This window comes from Lentzea tibetensis (assembly GCF_007845675.1).
Lineage (GTDB): Bacteria > Actinomycetota > Actinomycetes > Mycobacteriales > Pseudonocardiaceae > Lentzea > Lentzea tibetensis.
This window is the reverse complement of the sequence record NZ_VOBR01000013.1, coordinates 49,846-69,196: the sequence shown is the minus strand read 5'-3', so window position 1 is coordinate 69,196 and position 19,351 is coordinate 49,846. Positions and strand designations below refer to the sequence as shown.

At 70.5% G+C, this 19,351-nt stretch carries 21 protein-coding genes; 8 read left to right on the top strand and 13 right to left on the bottom strand.

The genetic code is table 11. The annotated features are described in order from the left end of the window. Window positions 1-168: 168 nt before the first annotated feature. From FKR81_RS21070 to thyX, 6 genes are all read right to left on the bottom strand, one after another. Window positions 169-1,848, bottom strand: coding sequence for a ribonuclease J (locus FKR81_RS21070; RefSeq protein ID WP_146353829.1), 1,680 nt, complete (start codon window positions 1,846-1,848; stop codon window positions 169-171). After that, window positions 1,845-2,741 (bottom strand): 4-hydroxy-tetrahydrodipicolinate synthase, encoded by an 897-nt coding sequence (gene dapA, locus FKR81_RS21065; RefSeq protein ID WP_146353828.1) that lies wholly within the window; start codon window positions 2,739-2,741, stop codon window positions 1,845-1,847. Before dapA ends, FKR81_RS21070 begins: the two co-directional genes overlap by 4 nt. A gap of 237 nt (window positions 2,742-2,978) precedes the next feature. Next, entirely contained in the window at window positions 2,979-3,605 is a 627-nt protein-coding gene (locus tag FKR81_RS21060; RefSeq protein WP_146353827.1) for a TIGR03085 family metal-binding protein, read from the bottom strand. Between the two features lie 2 nt (window positions 3,606-3,607). Beyond that, the gene (locus FKR81_RS21055; RefSeq protein ID WP_235921675.1) at window positions 3,608-5,029 is read right to left on the bottom strand and encodes a serine/threonine-protein kinase; all 1,422 of its coding nucleotides are present in this window, start codon (window positions 5,027-5,029) and stop codon (window positions 3,608-3,610) included. Window positions 5,030-5,082: 53 nt separating this feature from the next. After that, a complete protein-coding gene (locus FKR81_RS21050; protein ID WP_146353826.1) occupies window positions 5,083-5,508 on the bottom strand; it encodes an ACT domain-containing protein in 426 nt (141 codons plus the stop codon). A 5-nt stretch (window positions 5,509-5,513) separates the two neighbouring features. Continuing rightward, window positions 5,514-6,209, bottom strand: coding sequence for an FAD-dependent thymidylate synthase (gene thyX / locus FKR81_RS21045; protein ID WP_146353825.1), 696 nt, complete (start codon window positions 6,207-6,209; stop codon window positions 5,514-5,516). A gap of 56 nt (window positions 6,210-6,265) precedes the next feature. Here thyX and FKR81_RS21040 point away from each other — a divergent pair, with 56 nt between their 5' ends. Together FKR81_RS21040 and FKR81_RS21035 are read left to right on the top strand one after the other, a co-directional pair. Beyond that, window positions 6,266-6,766: a toxin-antitoxin system HicB family antitoxin gene (locus FKR81_RS21040; RefSeq protein WP_146353824.1), complete on the top strand. Its 501-nt coding sequence runs from the start codon at window positions 6,266-6,268 to the stop codon at window positions 6,764-6,766. 2 nt (window positions 6,767-6,768) lie between these two features. Then, window positions 6,769-7,659 (top strand): DUF4097 family beta strand repeat-containing protein, encoded by an 891-nt coding sequence (locus FKR81_RS21035; protein ID WP_146353823.1) that lies wholly within the window; start codon window positions 6,769-6,771, stop codon window positions 7,657-7,659. Between the two features lie 88 nt (window positions 7,660-7,747). Here the strand turns inward: FKR81_RS21035 and FKR81_RS21030 are convergent, their stop codons facing one another. From FKR81_RS21030 to FKR81_RS21010, 5 genes are all read right to left on the bottom strand, one after another. Beyond that, window positions 7,748-8,329: a TetR family transcriptional regulator gene (locus tag FKR81_RS21030; protein ID WP_235921674.1), complete on the bottom strand. Its 582-nt coding sequence runs from the start codon at window positions 8,327-8,329 to the stop codon at window positions 7,748-7,750. Between the two features lie 4 nt (window positions 8,330-8,333). Further along, window positions 8,334-9,317: an aldo/keto reductase gene (locus FKR81_RS21025; RefSeq protein ID WP_146353821.1), complete on the bottom strand. Its 984-nt coding sequence runs from the start codon at window positions 9,315-9,317 to the stop codon at window positions 8,334-8,336. A 389-nt stretch (window positions 9,318-9,706) separates the two neighbouring features. After that, window positions 9,707-10,918, bottom strand: a complete 1,212-nt coding sequence (locus tag FKR81_RS21020) for a winged helix-turn-helix domain-containing protein (protein WP_235921673.1) — start codon at window positions 10,916-10,918, stop codon at window positions 9,707-9,709. A 48-nt stretch (window positions 10,919-10,966) separates the two neighbouring features. Further along, the gene (locus FKR81_RS21015; protein WP_146353820.1) at window positions 10,967-11,476 is read right to left on the bottom strand and encodes a Uma2 family endonuclease; all 510 of its coding nucleotides are present in this window, start codon (window positions 11,474-11,476) and stop codon (window positions 10,967-10,969) included. 25 nt (window positions 11,477-11,501) lie between these two features. Continuing rightward, entirely contained in the window at window positions 11,502-12,602 is a 1,101-nt protein-coding gene (locus tag FKR81_RS21010; protein ID WP_146353819.1) for a lipase family protein, read from the bottom strand. A gap of 133 nt (window positions 12,603-12,735) precedes the next feature. Between FKR81_RS21010 and FKR81_RS21005 the strand changes: the two genes are divergently transcribed. From FKR81_RS21005 to FKR81_RS20980, 6 genes are read left to right on the top strand one after another with little or no spacing between them, the layout of a single operon-like run. After that, window positions 12,736-13,881: a PucR family transcriptional regulator gene (locus FKR81_RS21005; RefSeq protein ID WP_146353818.1), complete on the top strand. Its 1,146-nt coding sequence runs from the start codon at window positions 12,736-12,738 to the stop codon at window positions 13,879-13,881. 49 nt (window positions 13,882-13,930) lie between these two features. Then, on the top strand, window positions 13,931-15,199 hold the full coding sequence (locus tag FKR81_RS44370; protein WP_146353817.1) for a serine hydrolase domain-containing protein: 1,269 nt from the start codon (window positions 13,931-13,933) through the stop codon (window positions 15,197-15,199). Continuing rightward, window positions 15,196-15,990: a sensor histidine kinase gene (locus FKR81_RS20995; RefSeq protein WP_222598348.1), complete on the top strand. Its 795-nt coding sequence runs from the start codon at window positions 15,196-15,198 to the stop codon at window positions 15,988-15,990. The genes FKR81_RS44370 and FKR81_RS20995 overlap by 4 nt, the downstream gene beginning before the upstream one ends. Next, window positions 15,987-16,637: a response regulator gene (locus FKR81_RS20990; RefSeq protein WP_146353815.1), complete on the top strand. Its 651-nt coding sequence runs from the start codon at window positions 15,987-15,989 to the stop codon at window positions 16,635-16,637. Before FKR81_RS20995 ends, FKR81_RS20990 begins: the two co-directional genes overlap by 4 nt. A 9-nt stretch (window positions 16,638-16,646) precedes the next feature. Further along, window positions 16,647-17,189: a GNAT family N-acetyltransferase gene (locus tag FKR81_RS20985; protein ID WP_146353814.1), complete on the top strand. Its 543-nt coding sequence runs from the start codon at window positions 16,647-16,649 to the stop codon at window positions 17,187-17,189. Between the two features lie 21 nt (window positions 17,190-17,210). After that, window positions 17,211-17,705, top strand: a complete 495-nt coding sequence (locus tag FKR81_RS20980) for a YqaA family protein (RefSeq protein ID WP_186763083.1) — start codon at window positions 17,211-17,213, stop codon at window positions 17,703-17,705. 176 nt (window positions 17,706-17,881) lie between these two features. Here the strand turns inward: FKR81_RS20980 and FKR81_RS20975 are convergent, their stop codons facing one another. Continuing rightward, window positions 17,882-18,766 (bottom strand): SRPBCC family protein, encoded by an 885-nt coding sequence (locus FKR81_RS20975; protein WP_146353813.1) that lies wholly within the window; start codon window positions 18,764-18,766, stop codon window positions 17,882-17,884. Continuing rightward, complete coding sequence (locus tag FKR81_RS20970; protein WP_146353812.1) at window positions 18,763-19,320, bottom strand: winged helix-turn-helix domain-containing protein; 558 nt, start codon at window positions 19,318-19,320, stop codon at window positions 18,763-18,765. Before FKR81_RS20970 ends, FKR81_RS20975 begins: the two co-directional genes overlap by 4 nt. Between the last annotated feature and the right edge of the window lie 31 nt (window positions 19,321-19,351).

Below are 19,351 nucleotides of genomic sequence, written 5' to 3'. Positions count from 1 at the left end.
TGCCGGTCACCGTGTCCGGAGGCGAGACTCCCGGGCGGTGGCTGCACAAGTGAGGGGCGATGGGCCTCATTGCGCCGAGGTGTGACCGGGTCGGCCGCCGCCGACGGAGCCGCCGTGACTCCGCTTGGGGAGTCACGGCGGTTCCACCCGGATCTTCGAGCCCGAAGGTCAGACCGGGATGACGGTCGGCACGATCATCGGGCGCCTGCGGTACTTCTCGGCCACCCAGCGGCCCACGACGCGGCGCACGGCCTGCGCCACGCGGTGCGTGTCGGTGATGCCCTCGGCCTCGGTGCGCGAGAGCTCCATCTCCACGAGCGACACGCAGTCGTCGAGTGCCTTGGGGTCGTCGGAGAACCCGCGGCCGGAGACGGTCGGGCGCGTCACGGCGCGGCCGCTGCTCGAGTCGATCGCCACGTTGATGGCGATGAAGCCGCCCTCGCCGAGCACGAGGCGGTCGGACAGCGTGGACTCGCCGACGTCGCCGACGGACAGTCCGTCGACGTAGACGTGGCCGACGACGACGCGGCCCGAGATGGCGGCCTTGCCGTCGATCAGGTCGACGACGACGCCGTCCTCGGCGATCACGACGCGGTCCTCGGCGACGCCGGTCGCCACGGCCAGCGCCGAGTTGGCGCGCAGGTGGCGCCACTCGCCGTGCACGGGCATCACGTTGGAGGGGCGCACCGCGTTGTAGAGGAACAGCAGCTCACCGGCGGGCGAGTGGCCGGAGACGTGCACCTTGGCGTTGCCCTGGTGCACGACGCGGGCACCGAGCTTCGCGAGGCCGTTGACCACGTTGAAGACGGCGTTCTCGTTGCCGGGGATCAGCGACGACGCGAGGATGACCGTGTCGCCCTCGCGGATCGAGATCTGGCGGTGCTCGCCGCGGGCCATGCGCGACAGCGCGGACAGCGGCTCGCCCTGCGACCCGGTCGACACGAACAGGACCTCGTCCTCGTCCATGCGCATGGCCTCGTCGAGGTCGACGAACAGACCCTCGGGCACGTTGAGGAAGCCGAGGTCGGACGCGATGCCCATGTTGCGGACCATCGAGCGGCCCACGAACGCGACGCGGCGCTTGTACTGCACGGCCACGTCGAGCACCTGCTGGACGCGGTGCACGTGCGAGGCGAAGCACGCGACGATGACGCGCTGGTTCGCCTTGCGGATCACGTTCTCCAGCACCGGGCCGATCTCGCGCTCCGGCACGACGAAGCCGGGGACCTCGGCGTTCGTGGAGTCGACGAGGAACAGGTCGACGCCCTCGTCACCGAGGCGCGAGAAGCCGGCCAGGTCGGTGAGGCGGCCGTCGAGCGGCAGCTGGTCGAGCTTGATGTCGCCGGTGTGCAGCACCAGCCCAGCCGGCGTGCGGATCGCGACCGCGAGCGCGTCGGGGATGGAGTGGTTGACGGCGAAGAACTCGAGCTCGAACGGGCCGTACGAGCGGTGCTCGCCCTCGCGCACCTCGTGCAGGTGCGGCGTCTGGCGGTGCTCCTTGCACTTCGCCGCGAGCAGCGCCAGCGTGAAGCGGGAGCCGACGACCGGCAGGTCGGGGCGCAGCTTCAGCAGGAACGGCACGGCGCCGATGTGGTCCTCGTGGCCGTGCGTCAGCACGAGGGCGTCGATCTCGTCCAGCCGGTCCTCGATGGCGCGGAAGTCCGGGAGGATCAGGTCGACGCCGGGCTGGTCGTCCTCGGGGAAGAGCACGCCGCAGTCGACGATGAGCAGCCGTCCGGCGTGCTCGAAGACGGTCATGTTGCGGCCCACCTCGCCGATGCCGCCGAGCGCGACGACGCGGAGGCCGCCTTCCGGCAGTGGAGGGGGAAGCTGGGTGGATACGGTCACGCGTTGACTCCAAGTTCGGCCGCGATGGCCTCGATGTCTTCTTGATCGGCGGGCAGGAGCGGCAGGCGCGGTTCTCCGACGTCGAGTCCGCGCAGGCGCAGTGCCGCCTTGGTGTAGGTGACGCCGGGAACCCGGCGGAACGGTCGCAGCAGCGGGAGCAGCGACTCGTGGATCTCGCGGGCGTGCGCCACGTCGCCGTTCTCGTAGGCGACGGCCATGTCCCGCAGGCGATCGGCGGCGAGATGCCCGATGACGCTGACGAACCCGACGGCTCCGACGGAGAGCCACGGCAGGTTCAGCGGGTCGTCGCCGGAGTAGTAGGCGAGATCGGTGTCCGCGATGACGCGGCTACCCGCGTGCAGGTCGCCCTTGGCGTCCTTCACGGCAAGGATGCGCGGGTGGTCCGCGAGGCGCAACAGAGTTTCGACCTCGATCGGCACCACCGCGCGCGGCGGGATGTCGTAGAGCATCACCGGCAGACCGGACGCGTCCGCGACCGCGGTGAAGTGGGCGAGCAGACCGGCCTGCGGTGGCCGGGAGTAGTACGGCGTCACGACGAGCACGCCGTGCGCGCCCGCCTTTTCCGCCTCGCGCACGAGGTGCACGCTGTGCGCCGTGTCGTAGGTGCCCGCACCCCCGACGACGGTCGCCCGGTCGCCGACCGCCTCGACGACCGCGCGGATCAGGTCCGACTTCTCCGCGTCGGACGTGGTCGGGCTCTCGCCCGTGGTGCCGTTCACGACCAAGCCGTCGTTGCCCAGGTCGACCAGGTGTTTCGCCAGGTCCTGCGCCTTGCCCAGGTCGAGCGCACCCTGCGCGTCGAACGGGGTGATCATGGCGGTGAGCACGCGGCCGAACGGACGACCTGGCGTGGCGAACGGGCTTGCAGACATGCCCAGAAACTACCCGTAGAGGGGCTGCCCGCACCCACCGAGGTGGACGCGGGCAGCCGATTCGATCAGGACTGGCCGTACGCGCCACGATCGAGTGGGCGTTGCGCGCCACGGCGCCGAGGCCGTACTTGCGGCCGTCGCGCTGCAGGCCGACCCCGCGCCCCGTGCCGTTCTGCTGCTCGAAGATCGTCAGCTTGCACGGGCTGCGTCGCACGATGTAGTGCGTGCAATTCGCTTTCAGATGCCCCGGCTCATCGCCCGCACCGCCGACACGGCGTCGGCCTCTCCGGCGAACTCGACGCGCACCTCGTCGCGCCCGAACGCGTGCAGCAGCAGCTCACCGGGCTCACCGGTGATCACCACGCCGTTCGCGCCCCGCTTCACGGTGACCTGCTCGCCGTCCGGCCTGCGCAGCACGATGCCGACCGGGCTGTTGCGGTAGTTCAGCCGCGCCGCGTGCGGCAGCCCGCGCCACAGCGCCCGGTCCCGCTTGGCGTCCGGCGGCCGCGGCTCCCAGCCCTCCTGGGCGCGCCGGACGTCCTCGTGGTGCACAAAGAACTCGGCGGTGTTGGCGAGCTCGTCGACGACGCCGACCGAGTACGGCGACCAGAAGGGCGGGCCGCTGCGCAGCTCGTCCAGCAGGTCGCCCCACGTCTTCTTCGCGTAGCCGTCCTGCACGCGCTGCGTGTAGCCGGCGAACGGCTTGAGCACGATGCCCGGCGCGGCGTCGAACCGGCGCTCGCGGATCACCAGGTGCGCGGTGAGATCGCGGGTCGTCCACGGGCTGCACAGCGTCGGCGCGTCCGGCCCGACCTCACCGAGCAGCTCGACCAGCAGCCTGCGTTCGTCCCGCGCTACACCCATACCTACGAATCCTTCTTGGCCAGCACGCTCTTGGCCAGTTTGTCGCCGTTCTTGTGGGAGGTCACACAGAAAATCTTGCGCTGCGGGTTCTTCTCCTCCCACGCGGCCTGCGTCGGGACGAGCACGGTGATCTGCAGATCAGCCTTGTCGACCACCAGCGCGGAGTCGAACGTCAGCTGGCAGCGCGCGACGCCGAGCGTGGTGAGCGGCTCCTTGCCGGGGTAGCTGACGTCGGGCTTGCTCGACGACGACTCGTCGAACGTCGGCACCTCGTCGAACACCTCGATGTCGTGCGACTCGGTGCAGGTGTCGGTCTTGCTCTCGTTGGTGATCTGCTTGCCCGCCACCAGCTGGCCGTCGGCGCACTGACCCTCGCCGTACAGCTCGAACACCGGGATGTCGCCGGTCTCGCCGTAGGTGAGCGCGGTCTTCGCGGCGGGCGGCGTGCTGAACGCGCGGTGCGCGAAGATGCCGCCGGTGAACGCACCCGCGGCGATCACGACCGCTGCCACGAGCGCGAGGATCCGGTTGCGCTTCTTCTTGGCCGGGTCGACGGCCGGGCCCTGCTGGAGGTGCGCGGTCGCGGCGGGCGGGAGGCCCTGCGGCGGCGTCGGCTGGTTGCCGATGCTGTTGAGCATCGCGCGGGCCTGCGGCGCGCTGAGGCGGGCGTTGGGGTCCCCGATCAGCAGACCGGTGATGACCGCGCCGAGCACGCCCTGCGCCCTGGTCAGCCGGGGCGTCTCGTTCATGATCGCGTGCAGCGTGGACGCCGTGGAGGAGCGCTCGAACGGGCTCCAGCCCTCGACGGCGTAGCAGAGCGTGGCGCCCAGCGCCCACAGGTCCGACGCGGCTGACGCGTCGTGGCCGTGCAGGCGTTCCGGCGACATGTACGCGGGCGAGCCGATGAGGCTGCCGCTCGTGGTGAGGCGCGGGTCGTCGTGCGCCTGCGCGATGCCGAAGTCGGTGAGCTTGACCCGGCCGTCGGCGCGGATCATCAGGTTGCCGGGCTTGACGTCGCGGTGCACGATCCCGGCCTGGTGCGCGGCTTCCAGCGCGGACAGGCTCTGCTGGGCGATCGAGACGACCTGCTCCTGCGGCATCGGGCCGCGCGCGCTGATCAGCGTCGCGAGCGTCGGCGCCTCGACGAGCTCCATGACGACCCACGGCACGCCGCCGTCGGAGACGACGTCGAACACCGTGACGACGCCGGGGTCGTTCAGCTTGCCGGCGGTGCGCGCCTCGCGGAGCACCCGTTCCTCCAGCACGCGGCGCTCCTCGGGGGGAACGCCGTCGGCGATGTGCAGCTCCTTGATCGCGACCTGGCGTCCGATGACGCGGTCCTGCGCCCGCCACACGACGCCCATGCCACCGCGACCGAGCTCCGCCAGCAGGGCGTACCTGCCCGCGATCACGCGCGGTTCCACAGCCTGTCCTTGCACGTGCAACTCCAGTTGATGACGTGGTCGGGCGGATGACGCTACTTCAGACCACCGAGCGGGGTGTTCGGTTCCTGCGGAACCACTGTTTCGTGACCTGCCGCCCGCAGCGCGAGCACCGCGCGGCCCAGGTCCGTGTGCTTCACCAGCAGGTGGTCGGTGTCGAAGGTGGACACCGCGAAGAGCGTGACCCCCGCGGCGGCCAGCTCGCCGGCGAGCGCCGCCATGATGCCGGTGAGCGTGAACTCCAGCGGGCCCCGGACGGTCAGCAGCCGCCAGCCCTTCTCGTGCGGAGCGTCCTCGACGACCTGCGAGGTCGGGCAGATGATCGACAGCTCCTCGGGCGTCCTGGTGACGGAGACGAGGCAGTCGGTCAGGTCGAACAGCCCGGCGGGCACCTTCGCGTCGGCCGCGAGGCGCATGACGGTGTAGTCGCCGGGGCGGACGTCGACGATGAGCCGTTTCATGGGCGTCAGCCTTCAGTGACGAGCGGGCTGGAGGCAACTTCTGTGCCATCCGGGTGAGTCGAGATGACGAAGTCCGCGAACGCGTTGGGCGCCGCTTTCTGGAGTTCCCGCAGGCAGGCGACCGCGAGCTCGCGCAGTTCGACGTCCACGTGCTCGGTCGCGCGGATCGCCACGAAATGGCGCCACGACCGGTAGTTGCCCGTCACGACGATGGTCGTGCCGGTGGCGTTGGGCAGCACGCTGCGCGCGATCTGGCGCGCGCGGCGGCCGGTGACCGTCTGCTCGAGACTGTCCACGAGCTCCTGGTAGGCAGCGAGGCTCGCCTCGGTGGCGGCGACGAACTTCGCGTGCAGCTCGGGGTGCTGCCTGATCAGCTCGGGCTCGACGACGTCGGTCGGGTCGGTGCGCTGGTTCAGCTGCGAGTACGAGAAGTGCCGGTGCCGCACCAGCTCGTGCGTGAGACCGCGGGGCAGCTCGGTCAGGTAGAGCGTGGCGCTGCCGTGCTCGAACGCGCTCAGGTGCCCGACCTCGATGAGGTGCCGCAGGTAGGTGGCGTTGGTCGCGGTGCGCGGGTTGGGCTTGTCCCACGACTGGTAGCAGGCCCGTCCGGCGAACTCGACGAGCGCCTCGCCGCCCTCCGCGTCCGTCTGCCAGTCCGGCTCGACGAACTCCGTCTTGGCGATCAACCGCACCTTCGGCATGGGCTGGACACTAACTGACACTTGACTGATGTCAGGTGTGACGTCACAGTGGTGTCATGGATCTGTCGCCGTACATCGCGTCATTGCGCGAGGACCTCGCGACGGCGGCTTCCGCGGGGGACGAAAGCACCCGGCGGACCGCCGCCCTCTTGTCCGCAGCGCTCGAGCCAGCCGCGCGACTGGCGATCATGAACGCACTGTCCGACCTGGCCGCCGAGGTCACCGCCTCGCTGGAAGGCCACGTCGTGGACGTGCGACTGGACGGAAGGGACGTGCAGGTGGTCGTCACCGGCTCGTCCGCACCGGAGCCGGAGCAGGCTCCCCAGCAGGAGGTGCCGATGAGTGACGCCACTGGTGACATCAGCCGCATCACCTTGCGTCTGATCAACGAGCTGAAGACGAAGGCCGAGGCCGCTGCGGCCGCTCAGGGCGTGTCGCTCAACTCGTTCGTCGCCTCCGCCGTGCAGGGGGCCGTGCACAGCAAGCACAAGCACCACAACAAGGGGTGGAGCGGAGGCACGGGTTCGTCCCGCGTCCGCGGATGGGTTCAGGGGTGATCATGACCGACGCAGGCGCTGGGGTGGTCCGGCAGCAGAGCTTCGATCTCGACGGTGTCGCCGAGCTCGACGTATCGCTCTTGAGCGGCCGGGTGCAGGTGCAGTTGGTGGACGAGCCGGGTGTGCACGTGGAGCTGCGGCACGACCCGTCCGCGGGCAACTCGTGGACCGAGGGGCTCGGCGGGTTGCTGTCGTGGGTGAGCGGGCAGTTCGGTGCCGCGGGCGAGATGCCGACCGGCCCGGAGGAGGCCGTGCGGCAGGCGCGGATCGAGCTGCTGGGCAACCGCTTGCGGGTGGAGTCGTCGAAGGCTCTGCCGCTGCGGACGGTGCCGCTGTCCGTGACCGTGCGTGCGCCGGCGGGGTCGCACGTGACGACGCGGACCGGCGCCGCCGACGTGGTCGTGACGGGCCCGGCCGGACGGCTGGACCTGAACACGGGCACCGGCAACGTGTCCGCCGACCGCGCCGACTCCGAGGCGAAGGTCAACTCGGGGTCCGGCACGGTCCGGATGGGCACGATGGTGGCCGGCGTGCGCGCGAAGACGGGCAGCGGCAACGTCGAGGTGTCGTCCGTCGGCGGCAACTCGGTGCTGATCACCGGCACGGGCGACGTGTGGCTCGGCGCGGTCGCGTCCGACGTCATGGTGCGCACCGGTTCCGGTGACCTGACCGTCGCCGACGCCGCGTCCGGCGAGATCCAGCTGGGCACCGGGTCCGGGCAGATCCGGGTGGGCATCCGGCCGGGCGTCGCCGCTCGCGTGGACCTCATGTCCAGCGCGGGTCAGGCGCGGTCCGAACTGGACGTGTCGAACGCACCGATCGACGGGGCTCAGTTGACCGTCACCGGGCGGACCGGGAGCGGCAACGCGCTGGTGACCACCGCGACCACCTGACCGGGGGAATTGAGTGTGCCCGGACGACCTTCCGCATCGTCCGGGCACACTCGTGTTTCCGCGTTCGCGGACTTCGCCGTGCGGCGGCTCAGCGAGCTGCCAGCCCTCTGATCACCAGATCGCACACGGCGTCGAACGCGTCTTCCACGTCCGGCTCCGTCCACTCGCGCGCGTGCGCCGGGTTGTGGAAGCGGTCGGTGGCGCTGAACACGGCCAGCGCGGTGCGCTGGACGTCCTTCGTCTTGAAGTGCTTGGACTTCACGCCGTCCGCGACGATCTTCGCCAGCTGGCCGACCAGGTCGGCGATGTGCTCGGCGATGACGTCGCTGTTCTCCTTGGCGAGCACGTCGAACGTGGCGAACAGCTCCGGGTCGCCGAGCGCCTTCCTGCGCTTGCTGTCGAACAGCGCGCGCAGCCAGTCCCTGAGCCGGTCCGGTGCGGGCGTGGTCGCTTCAGCGATGTCCGCGAGCCCGGCGTGCGCCTGGTCGAGCCAGCGTTCGGTGACGGCCTCGCGCAGCGCGGCCTTCGTCGGGAAGTGGCGGTACACGCTGCCGTGGCTGACGCCGAGCGCCCGCGCCACGTCGACCACGGTCGCCTTCGCGGGACCGTAGCGCCGGAGCACGTCCTCGGTGGTGCTGAGGATGTGCTCGGCGGTCAGCGCTTCCGCCACGTTCTCACCTCTCGCTGTCCAGGTGCGCCATCTGCGCGGGCGCGTACCGCTCCCCCGCCGCCGCGTCGCGCGGCACCACGGCCTCGATGCGCGCGAGGTCATTGTCGGTCAGGCCGACCTCGGTCGCCCGCAACGCCTCGGCAAGCCTTTCACGCGTGCGCGCGCCGACGAGCGGCACCACGTCGTCACCGCGGCTCGCGACCCACGCGATGGCGAGCTGCGCCACCGTGACGTCCTTCTCCGCGGCGATCTTCCGCAGCTCCTCCACCAGCGCGAGGTTGTGCGCGAGGTTGTCGCCCTGGAAGCGCGGCGACATGCCCCGGAAGTCACCGGCGCCCCTCGTGGACGTCCAGTGCCCGGAGATCAGCCCGCGCGACAGCACCCCGTACGCGGTGATGCCGATGCCCAGCTCGCGGCACGTCGGCAGGATTTCGTCCTCGATGCCGCGCGACAGCAACGAGTACTCGATCTGCAGGTCCGCGATCGGGTGCACGGCGTGCGCCCGGCGGAGCGTCTCCGCGCCGACCTCGGACAGCCCGATGTGCCGGACGTACCCCTTCTCGACCTGCTCGGCGATCGCGCCGACCGTGTCCTCGATCGGCACGCTCGGGTCGAGCCGCGCCGGCCGGTAGACGTCCACGTGGTCGGTGCCGAGCCTGCGCAACGTGTACGCCAGGAAGTTGCGCACCGCCTCCGGCCTGGCGTCGACGCCCGACCAGCCACCGTCCGGGTCGCGCAGGGCGCCGAACTTCACGCTGATCGCGACGTCCTCCCGGTTGCGCAGAGCGCGGCGGATCAGCAGTTCGTTGTGCCCCATGCCGTAGAAGTCGCCGGTGTCGAGCAGCGTGACCCCGGCGTCGACCGCGGCCTGGATGGTCGCCACGCCCTCGGCCTCGTCCGCGGGCCCGTACAGGTCGGACATGCCCATGCAGCCGAGACCCAGTTCCGACACGACCGGTCCGGTGCTGCCCAGCTGACGCTTGTGCATCGCTCGCTCCCTCGTCTCCGCTTCGATGAGGCAAGGATGCACTGTCAGCTGACAGATTTCAACATCTGTCAGTCCACTTGTTCGGCCGGGGTCGTGCGAGGGCTCGCCAGGCTCCTCCTCGTGTTGGGTTGTGCGGACCAATGACCCGGCCAGATCGGCCCGGTGCCCGTTTCCGGCCGCGATGCGCCAGGACTGCGGGACCTCGTGGCGGGCGAGGTGCGGCGGTGCGGTGACGTGCCGGCGTTCGCCGCGGACCAGGCCGACGGGCGCCCGATCTGACCGGGCGGGAGTGCAGCGCGTTGGGATCGCCTGGCCGGAGCAGGCCATCGTGTCGGCGCAGTGCGTCGTCAGCGCCAACGACACGAGCGGGTCACGCGGCCCCGCACGAGTCAGACCGCGGCTTTGACCAGGGTCGGGTACAGGTCGCCCTTCGGGTTGATGATCACCTCCTCCAGCTCCAGCCAGGTGGCCATCTCGCGCAGCTCCGCGGCCAGCTCCGCCGCCACCCGCGCGTGATCGACGCCGGGCTCAGCGAAGGCGGACTGCACCAGCAGCGCCGAGCGGGCCCGATCCGCCTTCAGGTCCACGCGAGCCACCAGAGATCCGTCGAGCAGGAACGGGAACACGTAGTACCCGTGGACCCGCTTGGGCTCCGGCACGTAGATCTCGATGCGGTACCGGAACCCGAAGATCCGCTCGGTGCGCGCACGCTCCCAGATCAACGGGTCGAACGGGCACAACAGCGCGCGTCCGAGAACCCGGCGCGGCACGCGTGCGGAGACGTGCCGATAGGCGGGCGCGGTCCACCCCGTCACCGCCACGGGCTCCAGCACGCCCTCGTCCACCAGCGACGCCACGGCCTGCTGGCTGCGCCGGGGGTCGAGGCGGTAGTAGTCGCGCAGGTCGGGCTCCGTGGCGACACCCAGCGCGACGGCCGCGCGGGACACCAGCGCGCGGGCACCGTCCTCCGGCGACACCGAACGCGACAGGACGTCCGGCGGGATGACGCGCTCGGTCAGGTCGTACAGGCGCTCGAACCCCTTGCGGGTGCCCGTCGTCAGCACGCCCGTCCCGAACATCCACTCGCAGAGGCGCTTCACCTCGGAGCGGTCCCACCACGGTCCCCTGGCGCGGGGGCCTTCCCCGAGCAGCGCCCGTTCCAGTGCGCCCGCGCCGATGGGGCCGAGTTCCTTCACAGCGGCCAGCAGGTCCTCGACCAGGCCCGGTTCCCCGTCGGCGATCTGCTGGTAGCCCTGCCACCAGCCGGGTTTCTTGGCACCGGACCGCAGCAGCGGCCAGTCCTCGATGGGCACGAGGCTGGCCTCGTGCGCCCAAGACTCGACGAGCAGCCGCGGTTTGCGCGTCGAGTGGGACCACGCCGCCTCGTCCACGAGGGACGGCGCGTACCCGCCGAGCCTGCTGAACACCGGCATGTAGTGCGCGCGCACGGCCACGTTCACCGAGTCCAGCTGGAGGAGCTGGACACGCGACAGCACGCGCTGCAGGTGCCGTCTGCCGGGTGGCGTCGAAGGTCGGGGGTCGGCGAACCCCTGGGCTCCGAGCGCCATCCGGCGGGCGACGTCCGCGCTGATTCTCTGCACGGGTCAGATGGTGCCACGGACCCCTGACAAAAACGGGGAAAGCGCAGGTCAGGCCAGCGAAGAGAGATCAATGGACACCGGCGTGCCCAGGCTCGTCTCCACGAGGGACGAGTGCACGCCGGTCGACACGTGCGCACCGCGGTCGAGCGCGAACGTGTGCAAAGCGCCGTCGTCGAAGCGCCAGTAGTGCGGGATCCCCGCGCGTTCATACGCGGCGGCGGTCTCCGGCCGGGCGCCCGCGACCTCGACGACGAGCAGCACCTCGGCGCCGGGCACGAACCGGGTGTTCAGCGACACCTGCGAGCCGAACACGACGACGTCGGGACACAGGCAGTCGAGCGGCGCGTCCGCGAGCAGCAGGGACACGTTGGTCTCGAGCTGCCAGAAGTCGGAGAGCTGCGACTCGAGTGCGGCGGCGAACCGCCTGGTCATCCTCTGATGGACGGGCAGAGGGCTCGCGCGCACCAGCGGCGCGCCGTCGAGCACCTCCACCTTGCAGTCCTCGGGCACCGCCTGAAGATCTGCGAGCGTCCATCCATTCACGGTCTGTTTGGACATGAACGAGACGGTAGCGACAAGATCCCTATTCGCAGTTGTCCCGCGCCGGAAGACCGGCGAACCGATCTGCGACCCAGTTCACCGAGTCCGAGTTCGCCCAGTAGAACGTGCCGATGTGCGTCGGGCTGGAATAGGACTGCCAGTCGACCGACGCGCCGGTCGCGCACAACCGCACCCGCAGGCCCGTGCCCACGTCGTGCGGAATCACGTCGTCCAAAGTGGAGTGGTACAGCCGGACGGGTGCGGCGGGCTGGCGCAGACCGGGCAGCTGCTCGTCCAGCCGCGACGACCACGACGGCAGCACGAACGGGTCCGAGGTCGTGATGCCGGCCCACGTCTTGAAGCCGTACTTCGTGGCGATCCCCAGCGTGCAGTCGTCGCGCATGTCCTCGAACAACGCCTGCCCCTCTGGCGTGAAGAAGTTCGTCGGCAGCTCGGGGTACGCGGCCTTCAGACCGACCGCCGCCGCCAGGCCGAACCCGAAGCCCGCCTTGCCGTCGACGAACGCCGCGATCCGCTTCAGATCACCAGCGGCCGCACCGATCGACACACCGCGCAGATCCACGGCAGGCGCGTAGGTGGGCTGCAGCTCGGCCGCCCACGACGCGGACTGCCCGCCCTGCGAGTACCCCATGATCGCGACCGGGCCCTCGCCGAGCAGCGACTGCGCCGCACGGATCGCGTCCAGCACCGCCTGCCCCTGCGCCCGCCCGTTGACGTACGTGTGGTCGCCCGGCGTGCCGAGCCCCTGGTAGTCGGTGACCGCCACGGCGAACCCGCGGCTCAGCAACGCGTTGATCGCCGAGGCCTCGTAGTCGTTGCCCGCAGCGAGCTGGCGCGACGGCGCGCAGTCGTCGCCGATGCCGTGCGTACCGGGCGCCCAGCCGACCAGCGGCGGGGTTTTGTCGCCCGAACCACGCGGCACCAGCACCATGCCGGACACGTCGATCGGAGCACCCTGCGCGTCACGCGTGCGGTACACGATCTGGCGCGCGTCGGCGTCGCCCTGCGGATAGGCCGACGTGGCGCTCGAGATGACGTCACCGGCTGCGACAACCGGTGCGGCGTAAGCGGTTCCGCCAGCCAGAGCTGACAGGACCGTGACAGATAACAAGATCTTTCTCAAGGCATCTCCGAAACCGTTGTGTTTCAACGGACTCAGCTTCCGCGCAAACGCGAGTGATCACGATGTTCGGCGCAACACGAAATGAGCCTTTTGGTTGTCACCGGGAACAACAGGGGAGACCTACGCTTCGCTCATGGACGACAAGGGGGTCGTCGGACTCGCGGCAGCCGTGCACCAGCGGCTGCCGTCGCTGGCGGACGAGCTCGTCGAGCGGCTGAAGGGTCTGCCGGAGTACCAGTGGTCCTGGGCCGCGATGCCGGTCCCCTACCTCCGCGCGGTCTGCCTGCACCACCTCGACGCGATGGTGCGCGGCCTGACCACGCCGACCGCGGATCTCTCCACGATGCACGACGCCGGACGGAGAGCCGCCCAGGTCGGCGTCCCGCTCGCCGCCGTGCTGCACGCCTACCGGGCGGGCGCGCGGCTGGTCTGGGAAGCCCTGCTCGAGGAGGCGGAGGACGCGCGCACCCTCATCGCCGCCACCGCCGAGATCTGGGCGTTCGCCGACGCGGGCGCGGAAGCCGTCACGATCTCCTACCGCGACGCGAGCAGCGTCCGGCTGCGTCAGGACGAACGGTCGCGCTCGGCGGTCGTCGAGGCGCTGCTGGACGGGCGCGTCACCGGCACCGGCGCGTCCTGGCAGGCCGCGGACGCGCTGCACCTGCCGTACGAAGGGGAGTTCGCGGTCGTCGTCGCCGAGGCCGAGCTCGGCGTCGAACCGCTGGACGGCGTGCAGAGCAGGCTCGACGCGCTCGGCATCGCGTCGGCGTGGCGGCTCACCCCCGAGATGCAGATCGGGGTCGTCTCCATTCGCGACGGCCTGGAGCGGCTGGTCACCCTGCTCCGCCGGATCGCGGTCAGGCGCGTGGGCGTGAGCCCCTGCTACGCCGGCCTCGGCCTCACCCCGCAGGCGTTCCGCTTCGCGCGGATCGCCATGGAGGGAGCCGAGTCGGTCGCGGTCTTCGACGACCACCCGCTCGGCGCCGTGCTGGTCGGCTCCCCCGACGCCGCCGTCCGCGCGGCGCGGATCGTGCTCGGTCCCGTCACCGCCGACGCCGAGCTGCTCGCCACGCTCACGTGCTGGTTCGAGGAACGCGGTTCGGCCACCAGGGCCGGGCAGCGGCTGCACTGCCACGCCAACACCGTGCGGTACCGGCTGCGCCGCATCGAACGTCTCACCGGGCGATCCACCACGGACCCCCGCGCGCTGGCGGAGCTGTACATCGCGCTCGAAGCGGTCCGCCGCATCCCGGCACTGACGAAGGTCAGTACCGGCTGATGCCCTTCGTGCGGTGTTGTGCCGCAACGAAGTTCCTAGCGTCGACACCATGATCGTCGCACTAGCGCTCACCGCGGCACTGACCGCGCCCACCGCCGACCACATCGTCACCGAGCACGTCGAAGCCACCGGACTTCCCGGCGTGGCGGTCGCCGTCACGAAGGGCGACGAGGTGATCCTCACCAAGGGCTACGGCGTTTCCGAGCACACGCCGATGCGCATCGCCTCGCTCAGCAAGTCGTTCGTGGCGACGGCCGTCGTCCAGCTCGTCGACCGCGGCGAGATCGACCTGGACCGGCCGGTCCACGACCAGCTCCCCGAGTTCACCACGAAGGACCCGCGCGGCGAGAAGATCACCGTGCGCCAGCTGCTCAACCAGACCTCCGGGCTCGCCGACGAGACCACCGACGTCGACCGCGTGGAGAAGTCGAGCTCCTTGCGGGAAGCCGTCGAAGCACTCGCCACGGCCGAGCTGAAGAACGAGCCGGGCGAGAAGTTCCGCTATCACAACCCGAACTACACGATCGCCGCCCGACTGGTCGAGCACGTGAGCGGCATCCCGTTCGCGGACTACATGCGGGACAACGTGTTCACGCCGCTCGGCATGACGAGCACGAAGATCGGCGGCAGCACACCGGACGGGCACATCCACCTCTACGGCGTCTGGGTTCCGCGCCCCGAGCTGCCCGGCTTCGACGGTGACTCGGTCACCAGCACCGCGCACGACATGGCCCGCTGGCTGATCGCGCAGCGGAAGCCGGGCATCGTGTCCGCCGAAGGCCTCCGCACCCTGCACACCGCCCCGCCCGGCGGCGACTACGCGATGGGCTGGGACACCAGGGAACCCGGACGCAAGCGGCACGGCGGCAACCTGTTCACCCACACCGCGGCGCAGGTGTTCACGGACAGCGGTTACGGCGTCGTCGTCATGACCAACTCCGCCGCGTTGCAGGACGAGTCGTACCCGATCGTGGAAGCCCTGCTGGCCCAGGCGGAAGGCCGCGCCCCCACCGCCCCCGAGCCCGTCCTGTGGCTCATCGACCTGGTGCTCGGCCTGCTCGCGCTCGGTGCGCTCGCACTCGGGACCCGCGGCATCCGCACGGCACGACGCGACCGCGCCCGCTGGCGAGCCCTCCCCCACCTGCTGCCGATCGCCGCGCTCCCCGCGTACCTGCCGTTCGTCGAGTTCCTCACCCGCCGCACGGTCACCTGGGCGCAGCTGCTGTACCTGACGCCGACCGTCGTGATCCTCCTGGCCGCGTGCGCACTCGCGGGCGCGGCCACGATCACCGCACGGGTTGTAGCGTGGCGAGGGTGAGACTGGGGATCCTCCTGCTGGTCAGCGTGCCCGTGACGGTGTGGAACACGCTGCACGGCACCACGGCGCACGTCCCGCCCGCGCGCGTGCTGCTGGGCCTGCTCCTGCTCGTGCCGGGCTACCTGGTCGGCAGGCACGTGGCGGGCACGCGGTTCCTGGTCGCCTCGGCGATCGTCGCGGTGACCACAACGGTGTTGCTGGCCGGCAACTACGTGGCTGTCTCCGAAGCACTCGGCGGCGCCGCGCTCACCGTGCTGGCGCCGTGGTTCGTCGGCCGATACCGCCGTCAGCACCTCGAGCTGGCCGAACGGCTGCGCCAGGACGCACGAGAGGCGGCGCGGCGGGAACGCACCCGCATCGCCCGCGAGGCGCACGACTCGCTGGGCCACGACCTCGCGCTCATCGCCGTCCGCGCGGGCGCGCTGGAGGTCTCGCCGGGACTCACCGAGCAGCACCAGCAAGCCGTCGCCGCGCTTCGCGAGTGCGCGGCGCAGGCGACCGAGCGGCTGCACGAGGTCGTCACGCTGCTGCGCGACGACACCCTGCAGGACCTCGTCGAACGCACGAAGGCGTCGGGTGTGCCGGTCACCGTGACCGGCACATCGGGTCACCCGCTCGCCTACGAAGTCGTCCGCGAAGCGCTGACGAACGCCGCCAAGCACGCGCCGGGCGAACCGGTCGAGGTCACCCTCGACGACCAAGAAGTGGTGGTGCGCAACGGTTTGCGCGGACTGGAGGAACGCGTGCGCCAGGCGGGCGGCACGTTCGAGGTGAGGGCGACGTTCCGGTGATCCGCGTGCTGCTGGCCGACGACGAGGGCATGATCCGCGCGGGCATCGCCGCGATTCTGGGCGCCGACGCCGGCATCGAGGTGGTGGCCGAGGCGGCGACCGGGCGCGCGGCCGTCGACGAGGCGCTGAAGCACCGCCCGGACGTGGCGCTGCTGGACGTCCAGATGCCCGAGCTGGACGGGCTCGACGCGCTCACCGAGATCCGCAGGCTCCTGCCCGACACCAGGGTCGTCATCCTCACGACGTTCAACGAGGGCGCGTACGTGGCGCGGGCGCTGGCGGGCGGTGCGAGCGGGTTCATGCTCAAGGCGGGCGATCCGCGTGAGCTGATCGCCGGTGTGCACGCGGTCGCGGACGGCGCCGCGTGCCTCTCCCCGCGCATCGCGCACCGGGTGATCACCGAGCTGGGCGGCGGTCTGGAACGCGCCACCGCCGCCCGCGCACGCACGGCCGAGCTCACCGCCCGCGAACGCGACGTGCTCGCGCTGGTGGGTTCGGGACTGTCCAACGCGGAGATCGCCCGGCGCCTGCACCTGGTCGAGGGCACCGTGAAGACCTACATGACGACGATCATGCAGCGGCTCGGCGCGCGCAACCGCGTGCAGGCGGCGATCACCGCGTACGAGGCCGGTCTGGTGATCCCATAGGGTTCGCGCATGGCCGACGCTGGCGTCCACGCAGCCACCGCGCAGGACGTTCCCGAGATCACCCGCATCCACCGCGACACCTGGCGCGTCGCGTACGCGGAGCTGCTGCCGCGAGAAGTGCTCGACGGCATCGACGCGCAGGACGCGTGGCGGGACGCCGTCGAGCACGCCACCGTGCTCGTCGCGACCGAGGGCGACTGGACGGTCGGCTACTGCGTGATCGGACTCGCGCCCGCCGAGGAGACGGCGAAGGCCGACGGCTCGCTGCCCGCGGACGCCGGGACGACGGTGCTGGTCACCGTGCTCGTCGAGCCGCGCTGGGGCCGTCGCGGCCACGCGGGCCGGCTGCTCGCCACGGCCGCCGAGGCGGCGCGGGAGCAGGGCGCGACGCGCGGCATCGCGTGGATCCCCGAGGCAGACAAGGCGTCGAAGGGGTTCTACGAGCGGGTGGGCTGGATGGCCGATGGGACCGTACGCACTTTGGACGCGGGCGGACGTCCGTTGCGCGAAATTCGAGTGTCCGGAGACCTGTCGCTACAACTCGCCGAGTGAGGCGTTGGTAGCCTCGGCCGGGTGATTGCCTGGATGGCGCTGACCTTCGGCATCGCTTTCGGCTCCGCGATCATCCCTCTCATCAGCATCGAGATGTTCGTGCTGGGCCTGGCGACGCAACAACCGGGACTGTCCTACTGGCTCGTCGGCGCGGCCGTCGCGGCGGGACAGGTCCTGGGCAAGCTGCTGTACTTCTACGCCGCGCGCGGCGACCTCCACCTGCCGAAGTTCTTGCAGCGCAAGAAGAAGGACCGCGATCCGGACAAGCCGAAGGGCCGCTGGCTGCGGTGGATGGAGTGGGTGCGCGACCGCTGCCACCGCCATCCGCAGTGGATGTTCGGCACGCACGCGGTGAGCTCCGTGGTCGGCGTTCCGCCGTTCATGGCGACCAGCGTGCTGGCCGGGTTCGCGGGGATGTCGACGGGCCTCTTCGTGGCCACCGGAGCGATCGGGCGCTTCGCCCGGTTCACGCTCCTCGCCGCTTCCCCCGCGCTGTTCGCGGGCTGGATCGCCTAGGCCATGACGATCGACATGGTGACCGCGGTGAGGATGACGAGGCAGGCGACGGTGAGTCGGGCGTTCTCAGACACGAACCTCAAGTTATCGAGTTTCTTCCGGACAGATCAAAGCGCAAACGGGTGAGAACCGAATGATCTGGCTCTCACCCGTCTGCTGACACCCGATCATTCAGCCTAAGACGATTCTGTCGCCAGCATGTCCTTCGGAAGCTCCGGGATGTCCTCGGACACCCACACCGAGCGCCAGTCGTCCATCTCCAGGAACCGGCGCAGCTCGGCGATCCCGCTGAGCCAGCCCATCCACGCACCCCACGACGGCTTGCCCTCGTCGAACCCGCTGTGGACGAACGTCAGCCGCGTCTTGCCGTTCGACTCCTCGAGCTCCCACGCCGAGACCTCGCCGTCCGCGAACTGGATGGCGACCTTGCGGCCCTCCTCCAGGTCGATGATCTTGGCGGGCTGCGGCTCGTTCTCGAACCCGCCCATCGCCCACCGGCCGCCCACCCACGGCTCGATGCCGACCTTCGCGCCGAACCACCGGCTGAACTTGTCCGGGTCCATCAGCGCGTCGTAGACATCCTGCCGGGACGCGCCGATCAGCACCTCCGCGGTCAGGTCCGTGGAGGTGAAGTCCACCTTCGGCATGAGCGGGCGGCCCTCGACGTGGTCGATCAGGTTCGCCATCGACAACGCCCAGTACGTGTGCAGCGCGCCGCGGATGCTGACCTCCTGGACCGCCACCTTCCAGCCGGGGTAGTGGCTCTGCGACAGCTCGATGATCGTGCCGTCCTCGTGCTCCGCGAGCCTGAGCTCGACGGTCGTGTCCTCGCCGTCGATCAACCAGCCGAAGCGGACGGTGCTGTCGTCGACGTGCAGCGGACGCTGGTGCGGCGCATCGCCTTCCGGCGTGTAGCGGCCCCAGAACGCGTACGTGTGCGGCAGGTCCACCTCGGCGTGCTCGGCGAGCCAGACGCGCATCTCGGCGGCGTCGGTGAGCGCGTGGAGCACCCTGCGCGCCGGGGCCTGCACCCGGACGCTGAACTTCATCGGTTCACTCATCGGTCGTCTCCCTTGGGATAACAGGCAACGGCGAGCTTGAACGCGTCCCCTTCGGCTCCGCCGTAGCGCGTGAAGAGGTCCTGGAGCGTGCTGCGCAGGTCGTTCAGGAACAGCTGCCGGTGCTCGGGGCGCACCCTGATCTCACCCGACACCCCGATGGACGGCAGTTCGGGCGAAGCTGGATCGAGGGCGGCGACGTCCTCCTGGACCTCCTCCATCAGGTCCAGCAGGTAGCCGAGGCTCAGCTCGTCCTGCGTGCGCCGCAACCCGCCGATGCGGCCGACCAGGCGCGGCGACAGCCAGTACGACCGCGCGCTCGCCTGATACACGCCCTCGTGCACGCCGCGGATCTTCCGCTCGGCCACCTGCGTCACCAGACCGGCTTCCACCAGGCGTTTCACGTGGTAGTGCACGCGTTGCGGGGTCTGGTCGAGGATGCCGGCGACCTCGGTGCACGAGCGCGGCTCGGCGAGCTGCCGCAGCACCTCGATGCGTTGCGGCTTGAGCAGGGTCTCGGCCTGCTCGACCTGCTCCAGGTAGAGGACGTCTCTCATGATAAAAACAACTTTGAACGTTCAAAACTCT

What these genes read in the sequence shown, in the direction of transcription:
- FKR81_RS21035 (WP_146353823.1), top strand. Translation starts at nt 6,769, where the DNA reads ATGACCGACGCAGGCGCTGGGGTGGTCCGGCAGCAGAGCTTCGATCTC.
- FKR81_RS21040 (WP_146353824.1), top strand. Translation starts at nt 6,266, where the DNA reads ATGGATCTGTCGCCGTACATCGCGTCATTGCGCGAGGACCTCGCGACG.
- FKR81_RS21015 (WP_146353820.1), bottom strand. Translation starts at nt 11,476, where the DNA reads ATGTCCAAACAGACCGTGAATGGATGGACGCTCGCAGATCTTCAGGCG.
- thyX (WP_146353825.1), bottom strand. Translation starts at nt 6,209, where the DNA reads ATGCCGAAGGTGCGGTTGATCGCCAAGACGGAGTTCGTCGAGCCGGAC.
- FKR81_RS44370 (WP_146353817.1), top strand. Translation starts at nt 13,931, where the DNA reads ATGATCGTCGCACTAGCGCTCACCGCGGCACTGACCGCGCCCACCGCC.
- FKR81_RS21005 (WP_146353818.1), top strand. Translation starts at nt 12,736, where the DNA reads ATGGACGACAAGGGGGTCGTCGGACTCGCGGCAGCCGTGCACCAGCGG.
- FKR81_RS21060 (WP_146353827.1), bottom strand. Translation starts at nt 3,605, where the DNA reads ATGGGTGTAGCGCGGGACGAACGCAGGCTGCTGGTCGAGCTGCTCGGT.
- FKR81_RS20970 (WP_146353812.1), bottom strand. Translation starts at nt 19,320, where the DNA reads ATGAGAGACGTCCTCTACCTGGAGCAGGTCGAGCAGGCCGAGACCCTG.
- FKR81_RS20985 (WP_146353814.1), top strand. Translation starts at nt 16,647, where the DNA reads ATGGCCGACGCTGGCGTCCACGCAGCCACCGCGCAGGACGTTCCCGAG.
- FKR81_RS21050 (WP_146353826.1), bottom strand. Translation starts at nt 5,508, where the DNA reads ATGAAACGGCTCATCGTCGACGTCCGCCCCGGCGACTACACCGTCATG.
- dapA (WP_146353828.1), bottom strand. Translation starts at nt 2,741, where the DNA reads ATGTCTGCAAGCCCGTTCGCCACGCCAGGTCGTCCGTTCGGCCGCGTG.
- FKR81_RS21025 (WP_146353821.1), bottom strand. Translation starts at nt 9,317, where the DNA reads ATGCACAAGCGTCAGCTGGGCAGCACCGGACCGGTCGTGTCGGAACTG.
- FKR81_RS20975 (WP_146353813.1), bottom strand. Translation starts at nt 18,766, where the DNA reads ATGAGTGAACCGATGAAGTTCAGCGTCCGGGTGCAGGCCCCGGCGCGC.